The 21,411-nt window shown below is 60.7% G+C and carries 15 protein-coding genes; 9 read left to right on the forward strand and 6 right to left on the reverse strand.

Annotated features, from left to right (window positions below; all coding sequences use genetic code 11):
• Positions 1-364: 364 nt before the first annotated feature.
• From E0F99_RS18110 to E0F99_RS18120, 3 genes are all read right to left on the reverse strand, one after another.
• The gene (locus tag E0F99_RS18110; protein WP_083357929.1) at positions 365-4,051 is read right to left on the reverse strand and encodes a translocation/assembly module TamB domain-containing protein; all 3,687 of its coding nucleotides are present in this window, start codon (positions 4,049-4,051) and stop codon (positions 365-367) included.
• Complete coding sequence (locus E0F99_RS18115; RefSeq protein WP_083357928.1) at positions 4,051-5,778, reverse strand: autotransporter assembly complex protein TamA; 1,728 nt, start codon at positions 5,776-5,778, stop codon at positions 4,051-4,053. The genes E0F99_RS18110 and E0F99_RS18115 overlap by 1 nt, the downstream gene beginning before the upstream one ends.
• A gap of 63 nt (positions 5,779-5,841) precedes the next feature.
• Positions 5,842-6,492: a GNAT family N-acetyltransferase gene (locus E0F99_RS18120; RefSeq protein ID WP_083357927.1), complete on the reverse strand. Its 651-nt coding sequence runs from the start codon at positions 6,490-6,492 to the stop codon at positions 5,842-5,844.
• Between the two features lie 170 nt (positions 6,493-6,662).
• Here E0F99_RS18120 and xthA point away from each other — a divergent pair, with 170 nt between their 5' ends.
• Both xthA and E0F99_RS18130 read left to right on the forward strand, forming a co-directional pair.
• A complete protein-coding gene (gene xthA, locus E0F99_RS18125; protein WP_083357926.1) occupies positions 6,663-7,475 on the forward strand; it encodes an exodeoxyribonuclease III in 813 nt (270 codons plus the stop codon).
• Positions 7,476-7,614: 139 nt separating this feature from the next.
• Positions 7,615-8,943 (forward strand): substrate-binding domain-containing protein, encoded by a 1,329-nt coding sequence (locus E0F99_RS18130; RefSeq protein ID WP_130908848.1) that lies wholly within the window; start codon positions 7,615-7,617, stop codon positions 8,941-8,943.
• A gap of 130 nt (positions 8,944-9,073) precedes the next feature.
• Here the strand turns inward: E0F99_RS18130 and E0F99_RS18135 are convergent, their stop codons facing one another.
• The gene (locus tag E0F99_RS18135) at positions 9,074-10,303 is read right to left on the reverse strand and encodes an acyl-CoA dehydrogenase (RefSeq protein WP_083357925.1); all 1,230 of its coding nucleotides are present in this window, start codon (positions 10,301-10,303) and stop codon (positions 9,074-9,076) included.
• Positions 10,304-10,454: 151 nt separating this feature from the next.
• On the opposite strand from E0F99_RS18135, the gene E0F99_RS18140 reads away from it, so the two are divergent.
• From E0F99_RS18140 to E0F99_RS18150, 3 genes are all read left to right on the forward strand, one after another.
• A complete protein-coding gene (locus E0F99_RS18140; protein ID WP_083357924.1) occupies positions 10,455-11,390 on the forward strand; it encodes a LysR family transcriptional regulator in 936 nt (311 codons plus the stop codon).
• 97 nt (positions 11,391-11,487) lie between these two features.
• Positions 11,488-11,880, forward strand: coding sequence for a MerR family transcriptional regulator (locus tag E0F99_RS18145; protein WP_083357923.1), 393 nt, complete (start codon positions 11,488-11,490; stop codon positions 11,878-11,880).
• 17 nt (positions 11,881-11,897) lie between these two features.
• A complete protein-coding gene (locus E0F99_RS18150) occupies positions 11,898-12,797 on the forward strand; it encodes a hydroxymethylglutaryl-CoA lyase (protein ID WP_083357922.1) in 900 nt (299 codons plus the stop codon).
• A 609-nt stretch (positions 12,798-13,406) separates the two neighbouring features.
• Here E0F99_RS18150 and E0F99_RS18155 read toward each other — a convergent pair.
• Positions 13,407-15,044 (reverse strand): AMP-binding protein, encoded by a 1,638-nt coding sequence (locus E0F99_RS18155; RefSeq protein WP_083357921.1) that lies wholly within the window; start codon positions 15,042-15,044, stop codon positions 13,407-13,409.
• A 150-nt stretch (positions 15,045-15,194) separates the two neighbouring features.
• Here E0F99_RS18155 and E0F99_RS18160 point away from each other — a divergent pair, with 150 nt between their 5' ends.
• Genes E0F99_RS18160 through E0F99_RS18175 form a run of 4 tightly spaced genes read left to right on the forward strand, consistent with a single transcriptional unit; the run spans position 15,195 to position 20,721 of the window.
• The gene (locus E0F99_RS18160) at positions 15,195-16,358 is read left to right on the forward strand and encodes an isovaleryl-CoA dehydrogenase (protein ID WP_083357920.1); all 1,164 of its coding nucleotides are present in this window, start codon (positions 15,195-15,197) and stop codon (positions 16,356-16,358) included.
• Between the two features lie 12 nt (positions 16,359-16,370).
• A complete protein-coding gene (locus E0F99_RS18165; protein WP_083357919.1) occupies positions 16,371-17,978 on the forward strand; it encodes a carboxyl transferase domain-containing protein in 1,608 nt (535 codons plus the stop codon).
• Between the two features lie 14 nt (positions 17,979-17,992).
• Entirely contained in the window at positions 17,993-18,799 is an 807-nt protein-coding gene (locus E0F99_RS18170) for a gamma-carboxygeranoyl-CoA hydratase (RefSeq protein ID WP_083357918.1), read from the forward strand.
• Complete coding sequence (locus tag E0F99_RS18175) at positions 18,796-20,721, forward strand: acetyl/propionyl/methylcrotonyl-CoA carboxylase subunit alpha (protein ID WP_083357917.1); 1,926 nt, start codon at positions 18,796-18,798, stop codon at positions 20,719-20,721. Before E0F99_RS18170 ends, E0F99_RS18175 begins: the two co-directional genes overlap by 4 nt.
• On the opposite strand, the gene E0F99_RS18180 is transcribed toward E0F99_RS18175, so the two are convergent.
• Positions 20,718-21,353 carry a LexA family protein gene (locus E0F99_RS18180; RefSeq protein WP_083357916.1) on the reverse strand — a complete coding sequence of 212 codons (636 nt, stop codon included), beginning with the start codon at positions 21,351-21,353 and terminating at the stop codon, positions 20,718-20,720. The two genes, E0F99_RS18175 and E0F99_RS18180, sit on opposite strands and share 4 nt — an antisense overlap.
• Positions 21,354-21,411 lie beyond the last annotated feature (58 nt).

The raw sequence follows: 21,411 nt of genomic DNA on the forward strand, positions 1-21,411 counted from the left end.
TGTGGGACTTCATTACATCAGCTAGATAGGGTGGTGCTCTACTTCTGCTCTGCTTCTGCCTTGCTTTTGCTTCAACCACTCAGGTCGGCTACTAGGCCGCCGTGCTCTTGCTTTTGATCTTGATCTTGATCTGAAGCGCCCCGTTAACCACGATGGCCGAACCTAGGCGAGGCACCGAGTGGTGGGGCAAAGACCTTTTGCTTACTTTTGGGTCTTTCCAAAAGTGAGCCGCTGTAAGAGCGGAACCCTACGAAGCCGTTACCGCAGCAACGGATATGTACCCATATCTACCTAACCCCGAGTTGCGTAGATACCCATGCCCATCGCAGGCAAGCCAGCCCCCACATTTTTACGGCGCAAGGGTTTAGAAATCCCGCTTGTAGAAGATATCCAGCGAACTCGCCACGCCACTCGCGACTTCGAGGTATACCTTCTTGCTCAACAGGTAGCGCAAGGCAATGGTACTGGCTGGCTCAAACACCCCAACCCCATAACGCAGGCTGAGTTTCTCGGTGATCTTGCCGCTGGCCACCACCGAGGTGTTATTGCCGGAGCCCTGGGTGTCGAGGTCGAAGTCCTGGATGCCCAGCTTAGTGGCGATATCCGAGGTCACCCCGGCGCTGCCCATCAAGCCCAGGCCCAAGGCGGCTTCGGCGAGCATGTTGTTGTCTTCACCGGTGTTATTACGCGAACGCCCCAGCACCAGGTACGACAACGCATCCTCCTGGGGCATGGCTGGCTCGGAGAAGATCTGCGTGGTCGGCTGCTCAGCGCTGCCGCTCAGGCGAATACCCGCTGTCACCGTCCTGGACGGTTCAGTGACGACGCGAGTGGCTTCGATATCCAGGAACGGTTGATCCAAGGGCCCTGCGAACAACAAACGCGCACGGCGCACGTTGAGCCGCTGCCCGTAGGCGCGGTAGCGGCCGTCGTTGAGCCACAACTCGCCACGGGTGTCCATGTTATCGCCGATATGCACCTGGCCCTGCACCTTGGCGGTAAGGCCAAAGCCTGCGAAGTTGAGCTGGTCTTCACCTACCACCACGTCGATATCCATGGCCATGGCCATCGGCGGCTTGCCCTCCTCGGTCTGACTGCCGACGATCACCGTGTCATCCGACACCTTGACCGTCGACGGCGGCAATTCACGCACGGTGATATCGCCCCGCGGGATGTGCACTTTGCCGGCAATCGCCAACTTGTCATTTTTAAGGCTGATTTTCAGGTCGGGTGCCACTTCCAGCGTCGCATAAGGCTCTACCGTGACCGGCAGTTGCGTGCCCTGCAGACTCAAGTCCACCACCAGCGCCTGGCCCCAGTCGATCTGCCCTTTTAGGCTGCCCTGCCCGGCCTTGCCACTGTGCCAGGCGCCATTCAACTGCACGCTTTCGCCGGCAATCAACGCCTGTACATTCAAGCCTTCAAGGCTGATCGGCAATTCAGGCCCGGAGACTTCGCCGCCGATCAGGTTCACGCTGCCGTTGACCTGCGGCGCCAGCAGGCCACCAGCGATGCGGCCATTACCGTTAAGCCTGCCGGTGAGTTTTTCCACCATCGGCACAAACGGCCGCGCCACGGCGAGGTCCAGGCCGTTGAGGCTGAAAGTACCGGTGATCGGCTTGTTCTTTGGCAACGGGTTGATCTGTGCCTGCAACAGCAACTCGCCAAGCTTGCCACCTCGGAAATTCAGCTGGGTGTCAATGCGCTTGGGATTAAGGGTGGTTTCCAGCTTCAGGGTGTCATAGGGGAAGTCCAGCCACTGGTCCTTGTCCTTGACGCGCAAGGTGCCACCACTGGCATCCACCGCGACCACGCCTTTGGGGCCACTGGCGGGCAGGTCGAGTTGAACATCGGCATTGAGCTTACCCTGCCAGGCGAAATCTTTAGGCAAAAAGGCCGCCAGACTGTCGATGGGGAATTGCTTGAGGTGGTAGCGCAACTTGGGCTCTGGCATCAGGCGCTGGTCTTCACCGCACAGGCTTGCAGGGCCGGAGACCCAGCAGTGTGCGGCAAAGGTCAGCTTGCCGTCGGCCAAACGCTCGATTCTTGCCGGGGCTTGCAGTTTCCAGTCCTGGCCGCCGGCTTGTACATCACCGCTGGCCAGGCGCCCGCGCCAGTTGCCTTTGTCGAGATTGCCGTCCAAGGCCAGGGCCAGCTTGACCAAGGGGCCAGCCAGGTCCAACTGGACTTTCTGGCTCCTGATATCGCCCTGGGCGCTGGCGGTCAGGGTGCCGACCTGGGTCTCACCGGCTTGGATGCCGCTGCCCTTGAGGTCGATCTTCGCGCGTTGGGCGTTGTCGAGCGTGGCGCCGAGGTTGAGGCTTTGCAGATGGTTATCGGCAAACGCAAGTTGCTGGCCCTTGAGGTCGAGCTTGCCTTGCGGCGCCTGCAAGGTACCGGCGACATCGACCCGCCCATTGATTTGCCCACGCAATTGCGGCCACAACTGGGCGAGGCGCGCCAACTTGATGTCGATCTGCCCAGCCAGGCGCTGCTGCAAGCTGCCGCTGCCGTTGATGCGGTTGTCACCCAGGCGAATATCCAGATTGGCCAACGTCCATTGCTCGCCCGCGCCTTCAGCCTTGGCCGCCAGCACGGCGGTTTGGCCACGCAAACGGCCCTTGAGGTCGAGGTCGGCATTCAGCTTGAGCTGTTCATTTTTGAACTCGCCCTTGCTGCGCAACTGTCCGGCCAAGGTGCCCGGCAACTCAGCGACCCAGTACGCCGGGTTCAACGCGGACAGGTCAAGCGCGGTATCCCAAGCAATGCCGTCGGCAAATTGCAGATTCAGATGACCTTCGGCCTTGCCCTGGCCCGCCGCCAATTTAAGCTCAGGCAGGAAGACTTGCTTGAGGTCGCCACTGAACGGGGTGACCACATTGAACGTGCCGGCCGGGCCGTCAAGGTCGGCCTTGAGGTTGCCGAGGTAGTTGCCGTCCTTGTAGGAGACTTCGCCATTAAAGGTGCGCAATGCGACCTGCGGCTCGTCGATCAGCGGGTAGAGGCGGTGCCAGGGGAAATCCAGCCAGTCGATCTTGGCGTCGGCACTGAAGCCTTGTTGCCAGTCCAGATTGGCGCTGAGCTTGAGGCTTTGTTTGTCGCCGGCAGTCAAGTCCAGGCCGGCGATCTGTGCGCCCTTGGCATCCACTTTGCCTTGCAGCAGCAAGTCCACCGGGCCTTTTTCCGCTGGCAGTACGGCCTTGCCCAGCAGTTGATAACCGCTGCTCAGGTCGCCTTTGGCGGTGAGGTCCAGTTGATTGAGTTGCAGGGTGTCGGGTAAATCGGCGCTGGGTTTGAAGCCGTCTGCACTGATGTGCAATTGCGCAGGCAGGTTCTCCACCAACGGCTGCAGCTCGCCGCTGAGTTTGGCGGGCAGGTAGCCACTGCTGTCGGCGTCGAGCTTGAGGGTCTTGAGCAAATCGCCGTCGATCTTCAGGGCGACTTTCCACGGCACGCCGCCGGGCGCATACGGCAGGCTCAGGTTGCCGGTGACACTCAATGGCCAGTTGCCAGTGGGTTGCAGCAAGCCGGCCAGGTCCAGCACCAGGTCATCACGCTGCAAATGCACCGAGTCGATCTGCATACCAGCAGCCGTCCAGTGCGCCGCCAGTTGCAGGCCCTTGAGTTCTTCGCTGCCATTAAACAGCAGGCTGCCGACGCGAATGTCACCTAGCTGGATGGCCACAGGCAAGTTCAAATCCGGCAGTTGGATCGGCCCACTGCTGCTCTCTTCGGTACTGGGTGGCAATTGCAGGCTGACCTGCTCCACATCCAGCCTGTTGATACACAGGGTCATGCGCAGCAAGCAACCCGGCGACCAGTCGAACTTCGGTGCATTGAGCTCGACCCGACGGGTGTCTTGCTGCCACAACAGATGGTCGGCGCTCCACTGACCGCCCAGGCGGCCCTGAAAATTCTCGACCGTCAACCCCGGCACCTGGCCCAAGGCCCAGCGGCTGCCTGCTTGAGTGCCCAGCACTGTCCACAGCGCCAACAACACCAAGGCGAGGACCGCCACAATGGCCAGCCCCGCTATTTTCAAACCACGCATCACAGCTCAGGCCCCATGGAAAAGTGCAAACGAATACCGCCCGGATCTTCGAGGGCATGGGCCAGGTCAAGGCGAATCGGCCCCACCGGCGACACCCAACGCACGCCAACGCCCACGCCGGTTTTCAGGCTGGGCATTTCCAGGGTGTTGAAGGAGTTGCCTTGGTCGATAAAGGTCGCAATCCGCCATTTTTCAGCGATGGAATATTGATACTCGGCGCTCAGGGCCACCATATAGCGGCCGCCGATGCGGTCACCGCGGTCGTTTTCGGGAGACAACGTCTGGTACTCGTACCCGCGCACACTTTGGTCACCACCGGCAAAGAAGCGCAGCGACGGTGGCACCGACTTGTAGCCATTGGTGGCGCTGCCGCCGAACTGCGCACGGCCCAGGAAGCGATGGTTATCCCACACGGTGGTCAAGCCTTTGATCGTGGCGGTGCCGTAAAGCAGGTTGGTATCGGAACCGAGACCTTCCTTGGCGACCTTGGCGTCGAACATCAGCCGGTAGCCATTGTGCGGATCGATGCGGTTGTCGCTGCGCAGGTAGGAATAATTGACCCCTGGCATCAGCAGGTTACTCAGGCCCGAGTCATTGCCCAGGCGATATTCTTCGCGTTGGTACTTCAGCGAGATCACCCGGGTCCAGCCGCTAGGCAATTTACTGTGCCATTCGGGGCCAAGGGTCAGCAGTTTACTCAGGGTGTCGGTGTTGGCGATTTCTTCATTCTGGTAGCCACCGGCGAAGCGCAGTTTGTCGGTCAGCGGTGGGTCCAGGGGAATGTCGTACCACAGGCCGACGTTTTGCCGTGGCGCCGACAGTTCGGCTTCCCAGCCATAGCTGTGACCCTGCGGGTTGACCCAGTGGCGGGTCCAGTTGGCTTTGCCGCGCGGGCCGACGTCGGTCGAGTAACCCAGACCCAGGCCCATGGTGCGCGGCTTGCGGGTTTCGAGTTGCACCGCCACCGGGATCACATCGTCGGCCGAGGCCGCTGGGGTGGCGTCGACGCGCACGGCCTCGAAAAAGCCGCTCGACTGCAGGTTCTGGTTGAGTTCGGCGATCAGTTCGGAGTCGTAAGGAGCCCCGCTTTTGAACGGCACCATGCGTTGCAGCAGGTCTTCATCGAACGGCGTATCGCCGGCAAAGCTGACCTTGCCCATGGTGTAGCGCGGGCCGCTGTCATAAATGAGTTCGATATCGGCGACGCCCGCACGAGGGTCTACCGAGAGTTTTTGGCGGGTGAAGCGCCCACTGAAAAAGCCGTAGCGCGAGGCCTGGTTCTGGATCAGGCGCTTGGCGTCTTCATAATGGCCGTGGTTAAGCACGGCGCCGGATTTGAGGTCGTCGCTGACGGGCACGCGAAAGGACTTCAGGCTCGCGGCCTGGCCGTCAACCCGAATGGTCACGTTGCGCAAATGCACCGGTTCGCCGGGGTCAATGATGAGGGTCAGACGCGGGTTCTTACCGCCCCTCACATCACTGGATATCTGCGGTTGATAGAAGCCTAGCGCCTGGGCAGCCTTGCGCGCCTGCTCTTCAGCACCACGGCTGAAGCGCTGCAAGGCTTCTTCGTCACGATCGCCAACCCCGCCGATATAGCCTTCAATGTTGGCTTTCAACGCGTCGTTTGATGGCTTGATCCGCACGTCCAACTCGCTTTGCGCCAATGCGCCGCAGCTTGTGAACAGCAGAATCAAGCCGCTGGTAAATCTTCCTGGAAACTTCATAGGCGCGGATGCTACACGAGCTTGGGAGGCACTTTGAACCCGCAATTGTCTGAATAATTCTGTCTAAGCCGTTGCAGCATGTAACGTTTGGGGATTGGGATGGAAAAATACATGCTCCAGGATGGGCCCGACGGCCACTTCGCCGATTTCCTCATAGCCCTGGCGTTTGTAGAAATCCAGGTAACGTGAATTACCGGTATCAAGCACGACGCCCGACGAATGCGGGTCGTCGGCGCACCAGTTGTGCACGGCCTCCAGCAACTGCTCACCGTAATGCTTGCCCTGAAATTGCGGGTGAATACCCAATAACGGCAGCATGTGCACCGACTCGTTCGGCAGGCAGGCCAGCACCGCATGATGGTATTCCAGATAGCGCCGAGTACCACGGACACCGGTGCTCAGCCACATGCGCAATTGCCAGGCCCAGCTCTCGGTGATGCCCAAACGCCGCTGCGGTGGCGCGATCAGGGCGATACCTATCAGCCGGTCGTTGACGAACAGGCCGATGGCGGGCAGTTTCTGAAAAAAATGCTGCTTGACCAGTTCGCGCACGGTGGCGCGAACCCGCTGTTCATAGCCCGGCCGTTCAGCTTCGAAGATGTAGGCGAAGGTGGGCTCATGCCGATAGGCCTGGTACAACATGGAACGCGCCTCGCGCGAATAGCCGCTGTTGAGCAGGCGTATTTCGGCATTGGCAGTCGAAGTGTCAGGCATACGGTCAATCTCCCTGGGCACCATTCAAAAAAGATGGCGTTCTTATGGGTACGAACTTGTACGGCGCGAGTCGTTCCCAGACATTAGCAGTGCATCCGCACTACCGCCACGCTGGCCCCCGCCTGACTTGTCGGCTAGCATCGCCCTTTTGCCAGACTGGACTGCCGACCATGAAAATCGTCTCCTTCAATATCAACGGGCTGCGCGCCCGACCTCATCAGCTGGCGGCGCTGATTGAAAAGCATCAACCCGACGTAATCGGCTTGCAGGAAACCAAGGTTCACGATGACCAGTTCCCGTTGGCCGAAGTGCAGGCCTTGGGCTATCACGTGTACTTCCACGGGCAAAAAGGCCACTACGGCGTGGCCCTGCTCTCGCGCAAAGAAGCGCTGAGCGTGCACAAAGGTTTTGCCAGTGATGAAGAAGACGCCCAGCGCCGCTTTATCTGGGGCACCTTCGCCGATGAGAACGGCCACCCCGTGACCATCATGAACGGCTATTTCCCACAAGGCGAAAGCCGCGACCACCCGACCAAGTTCCCAGCCAAGCAGCGCTTCTACGAAGATTTGCAGCACTTGCTGGAAAGCCAGTTCAGCAATGACCAGCCGCTGGTGGTGATGGGGGACGTGAACATTTCCCCCGAAGACTGCGACATCGGCATCGGCGCCGACAACGCCAAGCGCTGGTTGAAAACCGGCAAGTGCAGCTTCCTGCCGGAAGAACGCGAGTGGATGGCACGCCTGAAAAACTGGGGCCTGGTGGACAGTTTCCGTCACCTCAACCCGGACGTCGCCGACCGCTTCAGCTGGTTTGATTACCGCAGCCGGGGGTTCGAAGATGAGCCCAAGCGGGGGCTGCGCATCGATGTGATCATGGCGTCGAATGGCTTGCTGTCACGCGTGAAGGACGCGGGTGTGGATTACGGGTTGCGCGGTTTGGAGAAACCGTCGGACCATGCGCCGATCTGGCTTGAGTTGAGCTGACACGTACGGACTGTACGCGGTCAAATGTGGCAGGGGGCTTGCGCCCTTCCACATTTTGATCGATTGAGTGTCAGTCATATTGTTGAAATCCAACTGACTTAATCTCCCGGCACTCCCTTTGGCTTAAGAAGGTGCCAGCATGATGCTGCGCGTTCTGTTCCTGTTGACCCTGCCCCTCTGCGCGGTGGCTGCTCCCCTGCCCATTCCCGATCAAGGCCCGGCATTGCGTATCCAGGGATCCAACACCATTGGCGCGACGCTCGGGCCGGCACTGGTTAAGGGCCTGATGGAGCACCAGGGCTTGCAGGCGGTGCACAGCGAGCCTGGCGACGGCGCCAATGAACAGCGGGTGATCGGCAAGACGCGCCAGGGCAAATCGGTGACTATCGAGGTGGCTGCCCACGGTTCCAGCACCGGCTTTACTGCGCTGAAAAAAGCCAGCGCCGACCTCGCGGCGGCGTCCCGCCCGATCAAGGACAGCGAACTGGTAGACCTTGAAGCCCAAGGCGACCTGAAAAGCCCTGAGGCCGAACAGGTCATCGCCATCGACGGCTTGGCCATCATCCTCAACCCGAGCAACCCGCTGGACACGTTGAACACCGAGCAGTTGGCGCAGATTTTCAACGGTGAGGTCAGCACCTGGGAGGCACTGGGGGGGCGCGGCGGCGCCATTCATTTATATGCGCGCGATGATCAATCCGGCACCTATGACACCTTCAAGGAGCTGGTGCTACGCCTGCGCAACAAGCCACTTGCAGGCGCCGCCAAACGTTTCGAATCCAGCGAAGCCTTGTCTGACGCGGTCAGCCATGACCCTCAAGGCATTGGTTTTATCGGCCTGCCGTATGTGCGCCAGGCCAAGGCCGTGGCGATTGTCGACGGCGACTCGCAACCCATGCTGCCGTTGACCCGCCTGATTGCCACCGAAGACTACCCGCTGTCACGGCGGTTGTACTTCTACCTGCCGCCGTCGAATCGAAATCCGTGGGCCAAGGCATTGGTCGATTTTACTCAGAGCAGCAAGGGCCAGGCGGTTGTGGCCGCCAATGGGTTTATCGCGCAGCACGTGCAAGCGATTGCCGTGGAACCGCGCGCATCGATGCCCGAGGACTATCAAGCCATCGCCCGTGACGCCCAGCGTTTGACCGTGAACTTTCGTTTCGAGGAAGGCAGTGCCAGTCTGGACAACAAGGCGCGCCTGGATCTGCAACGGGTGGTGGCGTATATAAGCAGCCACGGCAAGCTCGACAGGCAGGTGACGCTGGTGGGGTTTGGCGATGCCAAGAGTGATCCGCAGCGAGCGGCGCTGCTGTCGAAGTTGCGGGCGATGGCGGTGCGGCGTGAACTGGTCAAGAGCGGCGTGGTGCTGCGTGATATACGAGGGTTGGGTGCGCAGATGCCGGTGGCGGCGAATACAGCGGATGAGGGGCGGATCAAGAATCGGCGGGTGGAGGTTTGGGTGTATTGACCCCAAGGTTGTGTGGTGTAAACACTGGCCTCATCGCGGGCAAGCCCGGCTCCCACCGTTGACCGAGTTGTTCTGGAGAACACGGGCAACGGTGGGAGCCGGGCTTGCCCGCGATGGGGACAACTCGGTCTTACTGCCCGCCGCGCATCAGTTCTTTAGGCACATACTTGCCGATCTCAAACTTGCCGATCGCCGCACGGTGCACTTCATCCGGGCCGTCGGCCAGGCGCAAGGTGCGTTGCATGGCATACATGTAGGCCAGCGGGAAGTCGTTGGAAACCCCGGCGCCGCCATGAATCTGGATCGCGCGGTCGATCACCTTCAACGCCACGTTCGGCGCCACTACCTTGATCTGGGCGATTTCGCTTTTCGCGACTTTGTTACCGACGGTATCCATCATGTACGCCGCCTTCAGCGTCAGCAGGCGCGCCATGTCGATCTCCATCCGTGAGTCGGCGATCTTGTCGATATTGCCACCCAGGCGTGCCAATGGTTTGCCGAACGCGGTACGGCTGACGGAGCGTTTGCACATCAGTTCCAGCGCGCGCTCGGCCATGCCAACGGAGCGCATGCAGTGGTGGATACGGCCAGGGCCGAGGCGACCCTGGGCAATTTCAAAGCCGCGACCTTCACCGAGCAAGACGTTTTCGTAGGGCACGCGCACGTTGTCGAACAGCACTTCGGCGTGGCCATGGGGCGCGTCGTCGTAGCCGAATACCGGCAGTGGGCGCACGACTTTCACGCCAGGGGCATCCACCGGCACCAGAATCATCGAGTGCTGCTGGTGACGCGGTGCATCCGGGTTGCTCAGGCCCATGAAGATCAGGATCTTGCAGCGCGGGTCGCAGGCGCCGGAGGTCCACCACTTTTTGCCGGTGATCACCCACTCGTCGCCCTGGCGCTCGGCGCGGGCGGCCATGTTGGTGGCATCCGAGGACGCGACGTCCGGTTCGGTCATGGCGAACGCCGAGCGGATCTCGCCGCGCAGCAGCGGCTCCAGCCAGCGTTGTTTCTGCTCTTCATTGGCGTAGCGCACCAGCACTTCCATGTTGCCGGTGTCGGGTGCGGAGCAATTGAACGGCTCCGGGCCCAACAAGGAGCGGCCCATGATTTCGGCCAGCGGCGCGTACTCAAGGTTGGTCAGGCCGGCGCCCAGTTCGGATTCGGGCAGGAACAGGTTCCACAGGCCTTCGGCTTTGGCACGGGCTTTCAGCTCTTCCATGACGGCAGTTGGCTGCCAGCGATCGCCTTCGCTGACCTGGCGTTCGAACACCGGCTCGGCCGGGTAAACGTAAGCATCCATGAACGCGGTGACGCGTTCACGCAGTTCCTGAACCTTGGGCGAATAGGCGAAATCCATGAGCGGCTCCCTTCTCTGAGAGGTTGTTTAGGTCATGCAATCGATGCTAGAACAGCGCTGATAATTTACCTAGCCTATTCTCGGCGTGTATTAACATTCATCACCGATATATGATCGGCGTATGCACACCTAACAATAAGAGCGCAACGAAATGAATCTGAGCAAGGTCGACCTCAACCTCTTTATTGTCTTCGACGCAATCTACACCGAAGCTAACCTGACCCGCGCCGGGCAGATCGTCGGCATCACCCAGCCGGCGGTGTCCAACGCATTGGCGCGCTTGCGCGAGACCTTCAACGACCCGCTGTTCGTGCGCACCGCCCAAGGCATGGTGCCCACGCCCATGGCGCAGAACATCATCGGCCCGGTGCGCAATGCGTTGTCGTTGCTGCGGGTGTCGGTGCAGGAAAGTCGGATTTTCAACCCACAACAGGCGGCCAAGACCTATCGCATCAGCATGACCGACCTCACCGAGGCGGTGATTTTGCCACTGCTGTTCCAGCGCCTGCGCCGCTTGGCGCCCACTGTGGTGATCGAGAGCTTCCTGTCCAAACGCCGCGAAACCACCAAGGAACTGGCCGCCGGGCGCCTGGACTTTGCCGTGGACGCGCCGCTGAACACCGACCCGCAAGTGCGCCACGTCAAGCTGATGGAAGACCGCTACGTGTGCGCCATGCGCAAGGGCCACCCGATGGCGGGCAAGGACACATTCACGCTGGATGACTACCTGTCGCTGACGCATATCCATATCTCCAGCCGGCGCAACGGCTTGGGCCACGTTGACTTGGCCCTGGGCAAGATGGGCATCCAGCGCAAGATCGCCCTGCGCTCCCAGCATTACCTGATGGCCTCGCAAGTCTTGCAGCAGACCGACATGGTGATGACCGTGCCTGAACGCTTCGCCCGCCGCCATGAACTGCACTGGTTCAACCTGCCGGTCAACGACGTGCCGCCGGTGGAAACCCACCTGTACTGGCACGAAAGCACCGACCAGGACCCGGCCAACCGCTGGATGCGTGAGCAGATGATCGAGTTATGCCAGCAGGTGACGGCCCATGAGAAGAAGCTCGATGGCAAGCAAGCCTGAGCTGTGTTGGGTTGCGTAGCAGCCCATGGCGCAATCCACCTTGACGTAAACGTCAACCTGGCTTTAGCTTAGCGCCAAGACCTTCTTGAGCGCCCCCATGAGCACGACCTACAGCATCTCCGACCTCGCCCGCGAGCTCGACATCACCACCCGCGCCATTCGTTTTTATGAAGAACAAGGCCTGCTGGCCCCGGAACGTCGGGGCCAGGAGCGCATCTACTCGGCGCGAGACAAGGTCAGCCTCAAGCTGATCCTGCGCGGCAAGCGCATCGGTTTTTCCCTGGCCGAATGCCGCGAGTTGATCGAGCTCTACGACCCCACCAGCGGCAACCACATCCAGCTCAACAGCATGCTCGCCAAGATTACCGAGCGCCGTGAGCAGCTTGAGCAACAGCTACTGGATATCGAACAGATGAAGCTGGAACTGGACACCGCCGAAGAGCGCTGCACCCAGGCGCTGGCGCAAACCATCAGCCAGGTTGGCCAATAACCAGAAGGTAGCTGCCAATGCCCCTCCCCTCACATGTACGCCTGGTCGAAGTCGGCCCACGCGATGGCTTGCAGAACGAAGCCCAGCCCATCAGCGTGGCGGACAAGGTCCAGTTGGTGGATGCCCTCACTCACGCGGGCTTGAGCTACATCGAAGTCGGCAGTTTTGTCTCGCCCAAGTGGGTGCCGCAGATGGCCGGCTCGGCCGAGGTGTTTGCGCACATACAGCGCAAACCCGGCGTCACCTACGGCGCACTGGCGCCGAACCTGCGTGGTTTTGAAGATGCCTTGGCCGCCGGAGTGAAAGAAGTCGCCGTGTTTGCGGCCGCATCCGAGGCGTTTTCCCAGCGCAATATCAACTGCTCGATCAGCGAAAGCCTGGCGCGTTTTGCACCGATCATGGCGGCGGCCAAACAGCACGGCATCAGCGTGCGTGGTTATGTGTCGTGTGTGTTGGGTTGCCCTTACGAAGGTGACATCGCCCCCGAACAAGTCGCGGCGGTCGCGCGCGAGTTGTATGCGATGGGCTGCTATGAGGTTTCCCTGGGCGACACCATCGGCACGGGCACGGCGGGCGCGACGCGGCGGCTGTTTGAGGTGGTCGGCGCGCAGGTGCCACGGGACAAACTGGCCGGGCACTTCCACGATACTTACGGTCAGGCGATCGCGAACATCTACGCCAGCCTGCTCGAAGGTGTGAGTGTGTTCGACAGCTCTATCGCGGGCCTTGGCGGCTGCCCATACGCCAAGGGCGCCAGCGGTAACGTCGCCACCGAGGATGTGGTGTACCTGCTCGATGGCCTGGGTATCGACACCGGCATCGACCTGGCGCAATTGATTCGCGCAGGCCAGCAAATCAGCCACGTGCTGGGTCGGCCCAGCGGCTCACGCGTGGCCAAGGCGCGTAACGCCCGTTGAGTAGCATTGCTGTGACAATGTGTTACCGCACGCTGACTTAACGAGTAACACGGGAACATATTTTGTCTGATTAGCCGTAAGTCATTGCCCACAGAAAAATCAAGCTATTGATTTTAAAGGATTTTTAAAAGTTGGCACGGCTTCTGCTATCTCTATTGCATAACAAGAATAAAAAGCGCCAAACCTAATAAAAATAAGACGAAACGACTCTGACATAATAAAAACAACACGGCAGAGACGCAGCTAACAGATTTTTTTGGAGAAGATGTGCTTCGCAGGGTACGGCATGCCGAAACCCGCAACCGGTTAGAGAAAAATAAAACTACCTCAGGTAGCTGCCACTGGTTGGATCGTTAACGAAGAAGCAAGTCAGCGCTCAAAAAAATACGTTTGCTCTTGACCCCGGATGGGGGTCGCCAAAAACAGCGGTAAAGGGCAACGGTTGCCAAAAACAACAATAGACCGCCCCTCAATAATAAAAAAAGAGCACGCAACGACAAATTAAAGGGGACCTTCGGGTCCCCTTTGTGCTTTTTGCGTTTCAGAACATCGCGATATCGCACTGATAAACATGTGGGAGAGGGTTTTCTCGCTCCCACATTGGTTTGGTCAGTTGGGCTGCGTGCGCAGCTCCTCAATCGAAATCTCACGCATGCGAAACTTCTGGATTTTGCCTGTCACCGTCATCGGAAACTCGTCCACGAACTTGAAATGCTTGGGCGTCTTGAAATGCGCAATGCGCCCCTTGCACCAGGTTTGCAGCTCTAGTTCGTTGGCCACATGGCCGGGATGGAACTTGACCCAAGCGACGATCTCTTCACCGTAACGCGCATCCGGAATACCGATGATCTGCACATCGGCCACCGCCGGGTGAGTGAAGAAAAACTCTTCCAGCTCACGCGGGTACACGTTTTCGCCCCCGCGAATAATCATGTCTTTGTTACGCCCGGCGATGCACACGTAGCCGTGCTCATCCATGGTCGCCAAATCGCCGGTGTGCATCCAGCCAGCGTCGTCGATGGCGTCGCGGGTGCCTTCGGGGTTGTTCCAGTAGCCGAGCATCACGCTGTAGCCACGGGTGCACAGCTCGCCTATTTCACCGCGCGCAACCGTATTGCCGTCGGTGTCGATGATCTTGTTTTCCAACTGCGGCTGGGTGCGACCGACAGTGGTGACACGGCGCTCAAGATCGTCATTGGCGCCAGTCTGCAGTGACACCGGGCTGGTTTCGGTCATGCCGTAGGCGATCTGTACCTCGCCCATGTGCAGCTCGCTGATGACGCGGCGCATGACCTCGATGGGGCACGTGGCGCCGGCCATGATGCCAGTGCGCAGGGTCGACAGGTCGCACTCGCCCCGGCGTGGGTGATCGAGCAACGCGATAAACATTGTCGGTACGCCGTAAAGCCCCGTGGCGCGCTCTTCGGCAACGGCAGTGAGCGTCAGCAGCGGGTCGAAGCCGTCATTGGGGTAGATCATGGTGGTGCCGTGGGTGATGCATCCGAGGTTGCCCATGACCATGCCGAAGCAGTGATACAGCGGCACCGGGATCACCAGGCGGTCCTGCGCGGTGAGGCCCAGGCTTTCGCCGACCATGTAGCCGTTATTGAGGATGTTGTGGTGGCTGAGGGTGGCGCCCTTGGGGAAGCCGGTGGTGCCGGAGGTGTACTGGATGTTGACGGCTTGATCGAAGTGCAGGCTGGCCTGGCGGGTGTGCAGCTGTTCGGGCGGGACGCCGCTGCCGAGGGCCGCCAGCTGCGACCAGGGCAAAAATTCCGCAGGCGGGCTGGGGTCGAGGCTGATCATCGAACGCAGGTCGGGGCTCAGTTCCTGCAATATCGCGTGGTAATCGGAGCCCTTGAACGACCCGGCGCACACCAGCCATTGGCAACCGGATTGCTTGAGCACGTAATCCAATTCACTGGTGCGGTAGGCCGGGTTGATATTGACCAGGATCACGCCGAGCTTGGCGCTGGCGATCTGGCTGATGCACCACTCGGCGCAATTGGGCGCCCAGATGCCCAGGCGGTCGCCGGTTTGCATGCCCAGGGCCAGGAACGCACGGGCGTGCAAATCAACCGTCGCGGCCAGTTGCCGCCAGGTGTAGCGACATTGCTGATGGCGTACCACCAAGGCTTCGCCATCGGCATGTTGCGCAACGGTGTGATCGAAGGCCTGGCCAATGGTCATCGCCAGCAAGGTCTTGTCCTGAGCGCCACGGCTGTAGCTCTGATTGGGTTGATCCATAACGACCCCTGTTGTCTTTTTTGTAGGTTGACGTAAACGTAAACTACGATTGACAGCGCCGTAACGCAAGCTTACGTTAACGTAAAGGTGAGCGCCCTTCCCTGGCGCGCTCCCCACACAACAACAAAGCTCACATTAAGGTGCCTGTCCATGAGTTACCCGTCCCTGAACTTCGCCCTCGGTGAAACCATCGACATGCTGCGCGACCAGGTGCAGTCATTTGTGGCCAAGGAGATCGCCCCGCGCGCAGCCCAAATCGACAGCGACAACCTGTTTCCCGCTGACATGTGGCGCAAGTTCGGTGACATGGGCTTGCTCGGCATTACAGTGCCGCAAGAGTACGGCGGCGCCGGCCTCGGTTACCTGGCCCATGTGGTAGCCATCGAGGAAATCAGCCGTGGGTCGGCCTCGGTAGGCTTGTCCTACGGCGCCCACTCCAACCTGTGCGTCAACCAGATCAACCGCAACGGCAGCCACGAACAGAAGCTCAAATACCTGCCCAAGCTGATCAGCGGCGAACACATCGGCGCCCTCGCCATGAGCGAGCCGAATGCCGGCTCCGACGTGGTCTCAATGAAACTGCGCGCCGACAAACGCGGCGACCACTACGTGCTCAATGGCAGCAAGACCTGGATCACCAACGGCCCCGACGCCAACACCTACGTGATCTACGCCAAGACCGACCTGGAAAAAGGCCCTCACGGCATCACCGCGTTTATCGTCGAGCGCGATTGGAAAGGCTTCAGCCGCAGCACCAAGTTCGACAAGCTCGGCATGCGTGGCTCCAACACCTGCGAGCTGTTTTTCGATGACGTTGAAGTGCCCGAAGACAATATCCTCGGCGCGTTGAATGGCGGCGTGAAAGTGCTGATGAGCGGCCTGGACTACGAGCGCGTGGTGCTGGCGGGCGGCCCGATCGGCATCATGCAGGCGTGCATGGACCTGATCGTGCCGTACATCCACGACCGCAAGCAGTTCGGCCAGAGCATCGGCGAATTCCAGCTGATCCAGGGCAAAGTCGCCGACATGTACACCCAGCTCAACGCCTGCCGCGCCTACCTCTATGCGGTGGCCCAGGCCTGCGAGCGCGGTGAGACCACGCGCAAGGATGCGGCCGGGGTGATCCTGTTCAGTTCCGAGCGCGCCACGCAAATGGCCCTCGACGCGATCCAGATTCTGGGCGGCAACGGCTACATCAACGAATTCCCCGCCGGCCGCCTGCTGCGTGACGCCAAGCTGTATGAAATTGGCGCTGGCACCAGTGAGATTCGGCGGATGCTGATCGGTCGCGAACTCTTCAACGAAACCCGCTGAAGGAGCACGCCCATGGCCACCTTGCACACCCAGCTCAACCCGCGTTCATCGGAATTTGCCGACAACAGCGCGGCGATGCGCCAACAGGTCGACGCCCTGCACACCCTGCTCGCCCACGTGCAGCAAGGCGGCGGCGCCAAGGCTCAGGAACGCCACACGTCACGCGGCAAACTGCTGCCTCGCGAGCGAATCAACCGCCTGCTTGATCCCGGCTCGCCCTTTCTCGAACTCAGCCAACTGGCCGCGCATCAGGTCTATGGCGAAGACGTGCCCGCTGCGGGTGTGATCGCCGGGATCGGCCGAGTCGAAGGCGTCGAATGCATGATTGTCGCCAACGACGCCACGGTCAAAGGCGGCTCGTACTACCCGCTTACGGTGAAAAAACACCTGCGTGCGCAGACCATCGCTGAGCAGAACCGCCTGCCATGCATCTACCTGGTCGATTCCGGTGGCGCCAACTTACCGCGCCAAGATGAAGTGTTTCCTGACCGCGAGCACTTTGGACGGATCTTCTTCAACCAGGCAAATATGAGCGCCCAAGGTATCCCGCAAATCGCCGTAGTGATGGGCTCGTGCACCGCGGGCGGCGCGTATGTGCCGGCCATGGCCGACGAGGCGATCATGGTGCGCCAGCAAGCCACCATTTTTCTCGCCGGCCCACCGCTGGTCAAAGCGGCGACCGGCGAAGTGGTCAGCGCCGAAGACCTTGGCGGTGCCGACGTGCACTGCAAGATCTCCGGTGTGGCTGACCACTATGCCGACAGCGATGAACATGCGCTGGCCTTGGCCCGGCGCAGTGTGGCCAACCTCAACTGGCGCAAACAGGGCGAGTTGCGGCACCGTACGCCGGTGGCGCCGCTGTACAGCAGCGAAGAACTCTACGGTGTGATCCCAGCCGACGCCAAGCAGCCATTTGATGTGCGCGAAGTGATCGCGCGGCTGGTGGACGGCTCAGTGTTCGATGAGTTCAAGGCGCTGTTTGGCACCACCTTGGTCTGTGGTTTTGCCCATCTGCACGGCTACCCGATTGCGATCCTGGCGAATAACGGGATCTTGTTCGCTGAAGCCGCGCAAAAAGGCGCGCATTTTATCGAGCTGGCCTGCCAGCGCGGGATTCCCCTGCTGTTCCTGCAGAACATCACCGGTTTTATGGTCGGCCAGAAGTACGAAGCCGGTGGCATCGCCAAGCACGGGGCCAAGCTGGTAACTGCCGTGGCCTGCGCCAAGGTGCCCAAATTCACGGTCATCATTGGCGGCAGTTTTGGTGCGGGTAACTACGGCATGTGCGGCCGCGCCTACGACCCGCGTTTTTTGTGGATGTGGCCGAACGCACGCATTGGCGTGATGGGCGCCGAACAGGCGGCCGGCGTGCTGGTGCAGGTCAAGCGTGAACAAGCCGAGCGTGCCGGGGTGGGCTTCAGCGCCGAGGAGGAAGCCGCGATCAAGCAGCCGATCCTCGACCAGTATGAAACCCAGGGCCACCCCTACTATTCCAGCGCGCGCTTGTGGGATGACGGCGTCATCGACCCACTGCAAACCCGTGATGTGCTGGCGCTGGCCTTGTCCGCTTCGCTGAACGCCCCCATCGAGCCGAGCCGCTTCGGCGTGTTCCGCATGTAAATGGAGCTGCACCCATGAGCGATTTCAACACCCTCGAACTGGCCACCGATAGCCGTGGCTTTGCCACGCTGTGGCTCAGTCGAGAAGCCAAGAACAACGCGTTCAACGCCGAAATGATCCGCGAACTGATCATCGCCCTCGATCACGTGCAGGGCGACCCAGCCCTGCGTTTCCTGGTGCTGCGCGGGCGCGGCAAGCATTTCAGTGCCGGTGCCGACTTGGCGTGGATGCAGCAATCCGCCGAGCTGGACTACCACACCAACCTAGACGACGCCCGCGAGCTGGCAGAGTTGATGTACAACCTCGCCAAGCTGAAAATTCCGACACTGGCTGTGGTGCAAGGCGCCGCCTATGGCGGCGCGCTGGGCCTGATCAGTTGCTGCGACATGGCAATTGGGGCCGATGACGCGCAGTTCTGCCTCTCGGAAGTACGTATTGGCCTGGCACCGGCGGTGATCAGCCCGTTCGTGGTACAGGCTATCGGCGAACGTGCGGCGCGCCGTTATGCCCTGACCGCCGAACGCTTTGGTGGCCAACGGGCACGGGACATCGGTTTGCTGGCAGAAAGTTACCCAGCCAGTGAACTGGACCAACAGGTGGAACAGTGGGTGGCCAACCTGTTGCAAAACAGCCCTGCGGCGATGCGCGCCAGTAAAGACTTATTGCGCGAAGTGGGCAACGGCGCCCTCACCCCGGCTCTGCGCCGCTATTGCGAAAACGCCATCGCGCGGATTCGCGTGAGCGCCGAGGGCCAGGAAGGCTTGCGATCTTTCCTGCAAAAACGCCCGCCCAGCTGGCAAGCGCAGGAGCCACGCTCATGAGCACATTGACCACCGTACTCGTGGCCAACCGCGGCGAAATTGCCTGCCGCGTAATGCGCACCGCCAAGGCCATGGGCCTGACCACAGTGGCCGTGCACAGCGCCATCGACCGCGATGCGCGCCATAGCCGCGAAGCGGACATTCGTGTCGACTTGGGCGGCAGCAAGGCCACTGAAAGTTACCTGCAAATCGACAAGCTGATCGCCGCCGCCCAGGCCAGTGGCGCCCAGGCGATACATCCGGGTTATGGTTTTCTATCGGAAAACGCAGGCTTCGCACGGGCAATCGAAGCGGCAGGCCTGATGTTTCTCGGCCCGCCCGCCTCGGCCATTGATGCCATGGGCAGCAAATCGGCGGCCAAGGCACTGATGGAAAAAGCCGGAGTACCGCTGGTGCCGGGTTATCACGGCGAAGCCCAGGACCTGGAAACCTTCCGTGATGCCTGTGAGCGAGTCGGCTACCCGGTGCTGCTCAAGGCCACGGCCGGCGGTGGCGGCAAGGGCATGAAGGTGGTCGAGGACGTCAGCCAACTGGCCGAGGCCTTGGCATCGGCCCAGCGTGAGGCGCTGTCGTCCTTCGGCAATGGGCAGATGCTGGTGGAGAAATACCTGCTCAAGCCGCGCCATGTCGAGATCCAGGTATTTGCCGACCAGCACGGCCACTGCCTGTACCTGAATGAGCGCGACTGCTCGATTCAGCGTCGCCATCAGAAAGTCGTGGAAGAGGCGCCAGCGCCGGGCTTGAGTGTTGAACAGCGCAAAGCCATGGGCGAAGCCGCAGTGCGCGCAGCCCAGGCCATCGGTTATGTCGGCGCGGGCACGGTGGAGTTCTTGCTGGACGCACGCGGCGAGTTTTTCTTTATGGAGATGAACACGCGGCTGCAGGTGGAGCACCCGGTGACCGAGGCGATTACCGGCCTCGATCTGGTGGCGTGGCAGATCCGTGTTGCCCAGGGCGAGCCGTTGCCGATCACGCAAGAGCAGGTGCCGCTGATCGGTCACGCGATTGAAGTGCGCCTGTATGCCGAAGACCCCGCCAATGATTTCCTGCCGGCCACCGGGCACTTGGCGCTGTACCGCGAATCGGCACCAGGCCCGGGCCGCCGGGTGGACAGCGGCGTAGAGCAAGGCGACGACGTTTCGCCGTTCTACGACCCGATGCTCGGCAAGCTGATCGCCTGGGGCGAAGACCGCGAACAGGCGCGCCTGCGCTTATTGGCGATGCTCGATGAATTTGCCGTCGGCGGACTCAAGACTAACGTGGGCTTTTTGCGACGGATCATCGGCCACCCGGCATTCGCGGCAGCGCAGTTGGATACCGGATTTATTCCCCGCTATCAGGATGAGCTGTTGCCGCTGCCGGGCGAATTGAGCGACGAGTTCTGGCAGGCAGCGGGCGCAGCGTTTATGCAGAGCTTGCCTGACGGTGATGGACCGTGGGCGGATACGCGAGGTTTTCGTGCCGGGCTACCTGCCGAGGTTTCGCTGCATTTGAGCTGCAATGGGCAAGATCGTCTGGTGAGGTTGGATGGCATCGCCGCGCAGTTGCGGGGCGAGCAGTTGGTGATCGAACACAGCGGCGTGCGGCGTGCTCACCTGGCAGTGCGCAGCGCAGGTAGCGTGTACCTGCGCTGGGGCGGCGAAATGCACACCGTGCGCCTGTTCGACCCCATTGCAGCGGTCGAAGCTAACCAATCCCATCAAGGTGGCCTTACGGCGCCCATGAACGGCAGCATCGTACGGGTGCTGGTGGCGGTCGGCCAAGCTGTCGAAGCCGGTACACAATTGGTGGTGCTCGAGGCGATGAAGATGGAACACAGTATCCGCGCGCCCCAGGCCGGGGTGGTCAAGGCGTTGTTCTGCCAGGAAGGTGAAATGGTTGCTGAAGGCAGCGCCTTGGTCGAGCTGGAAACGGCGGATTAGAACTTCGCGGTGGCTTGCACGACAACGCCGAGGATTCGGCAATCGTCGCTGAACAGCAACTTCGGATAGGTGGGGTTGAGCGGCACCAGGTAAAGCTGGCCGCTCTCTTCCATTAACTGGCGAAAGGTCGCCTGGGTACTATCGGCCCATTGAGCGACTACCAGTTTGCCGGGCTCGGCCTCGATGGCCGGGTCCACCAGGATCATCATGCCAGCGCCAATGCTCAGGCCGCTGGGAGCCGTCATGGCATCTCCCGTCACGGGTAGCCAGAAAGCTTCGCCCCGGGCGTGGTAATCCGTCAGCTCGAACCGTGCCGCGCCATAAGTTGGGCGTTCTTCACGTATTTCACAGACACCTTTCCAATCACTGACCGGGTAGCGGAAATACGGGTTGTAGTGTTGTTCCAGCGCTGGCGCGTCATCGGCTTTCTCGCGAATTTCCAGCGCGACCTCCAAGTACCCCAGCCCCAACTCGGCGAGCACCCGATTCATATCCGCCAGGCTAGGCACACGGCGCTTGTTGAGCCAATGGCCCACACCGCCCTGGGACATGCCCAAGCGTTCGGCCAGTTCATCCTGCGTGACCTTGCGGTCTTTCATGTTGGCTTTGACCAACGCTATCCATTTATCCATGGGCCGAGACAATACGTTGCGTAGTTGCCACGACAATAAACAGTTTGTAGTAATCCAT

This window comes from Pseudomonas antarctica (assembly GCF_900624995.1).
In the GTDB taxonomy this organism is placed as follows: domain Bacteria; phylum Pseudomonadota; class Gammaproteobacteria; order Pseudomonadales; family Pseudomonadaceae; genus Aquipseudomonas; species Aquipseudomonas antarctica.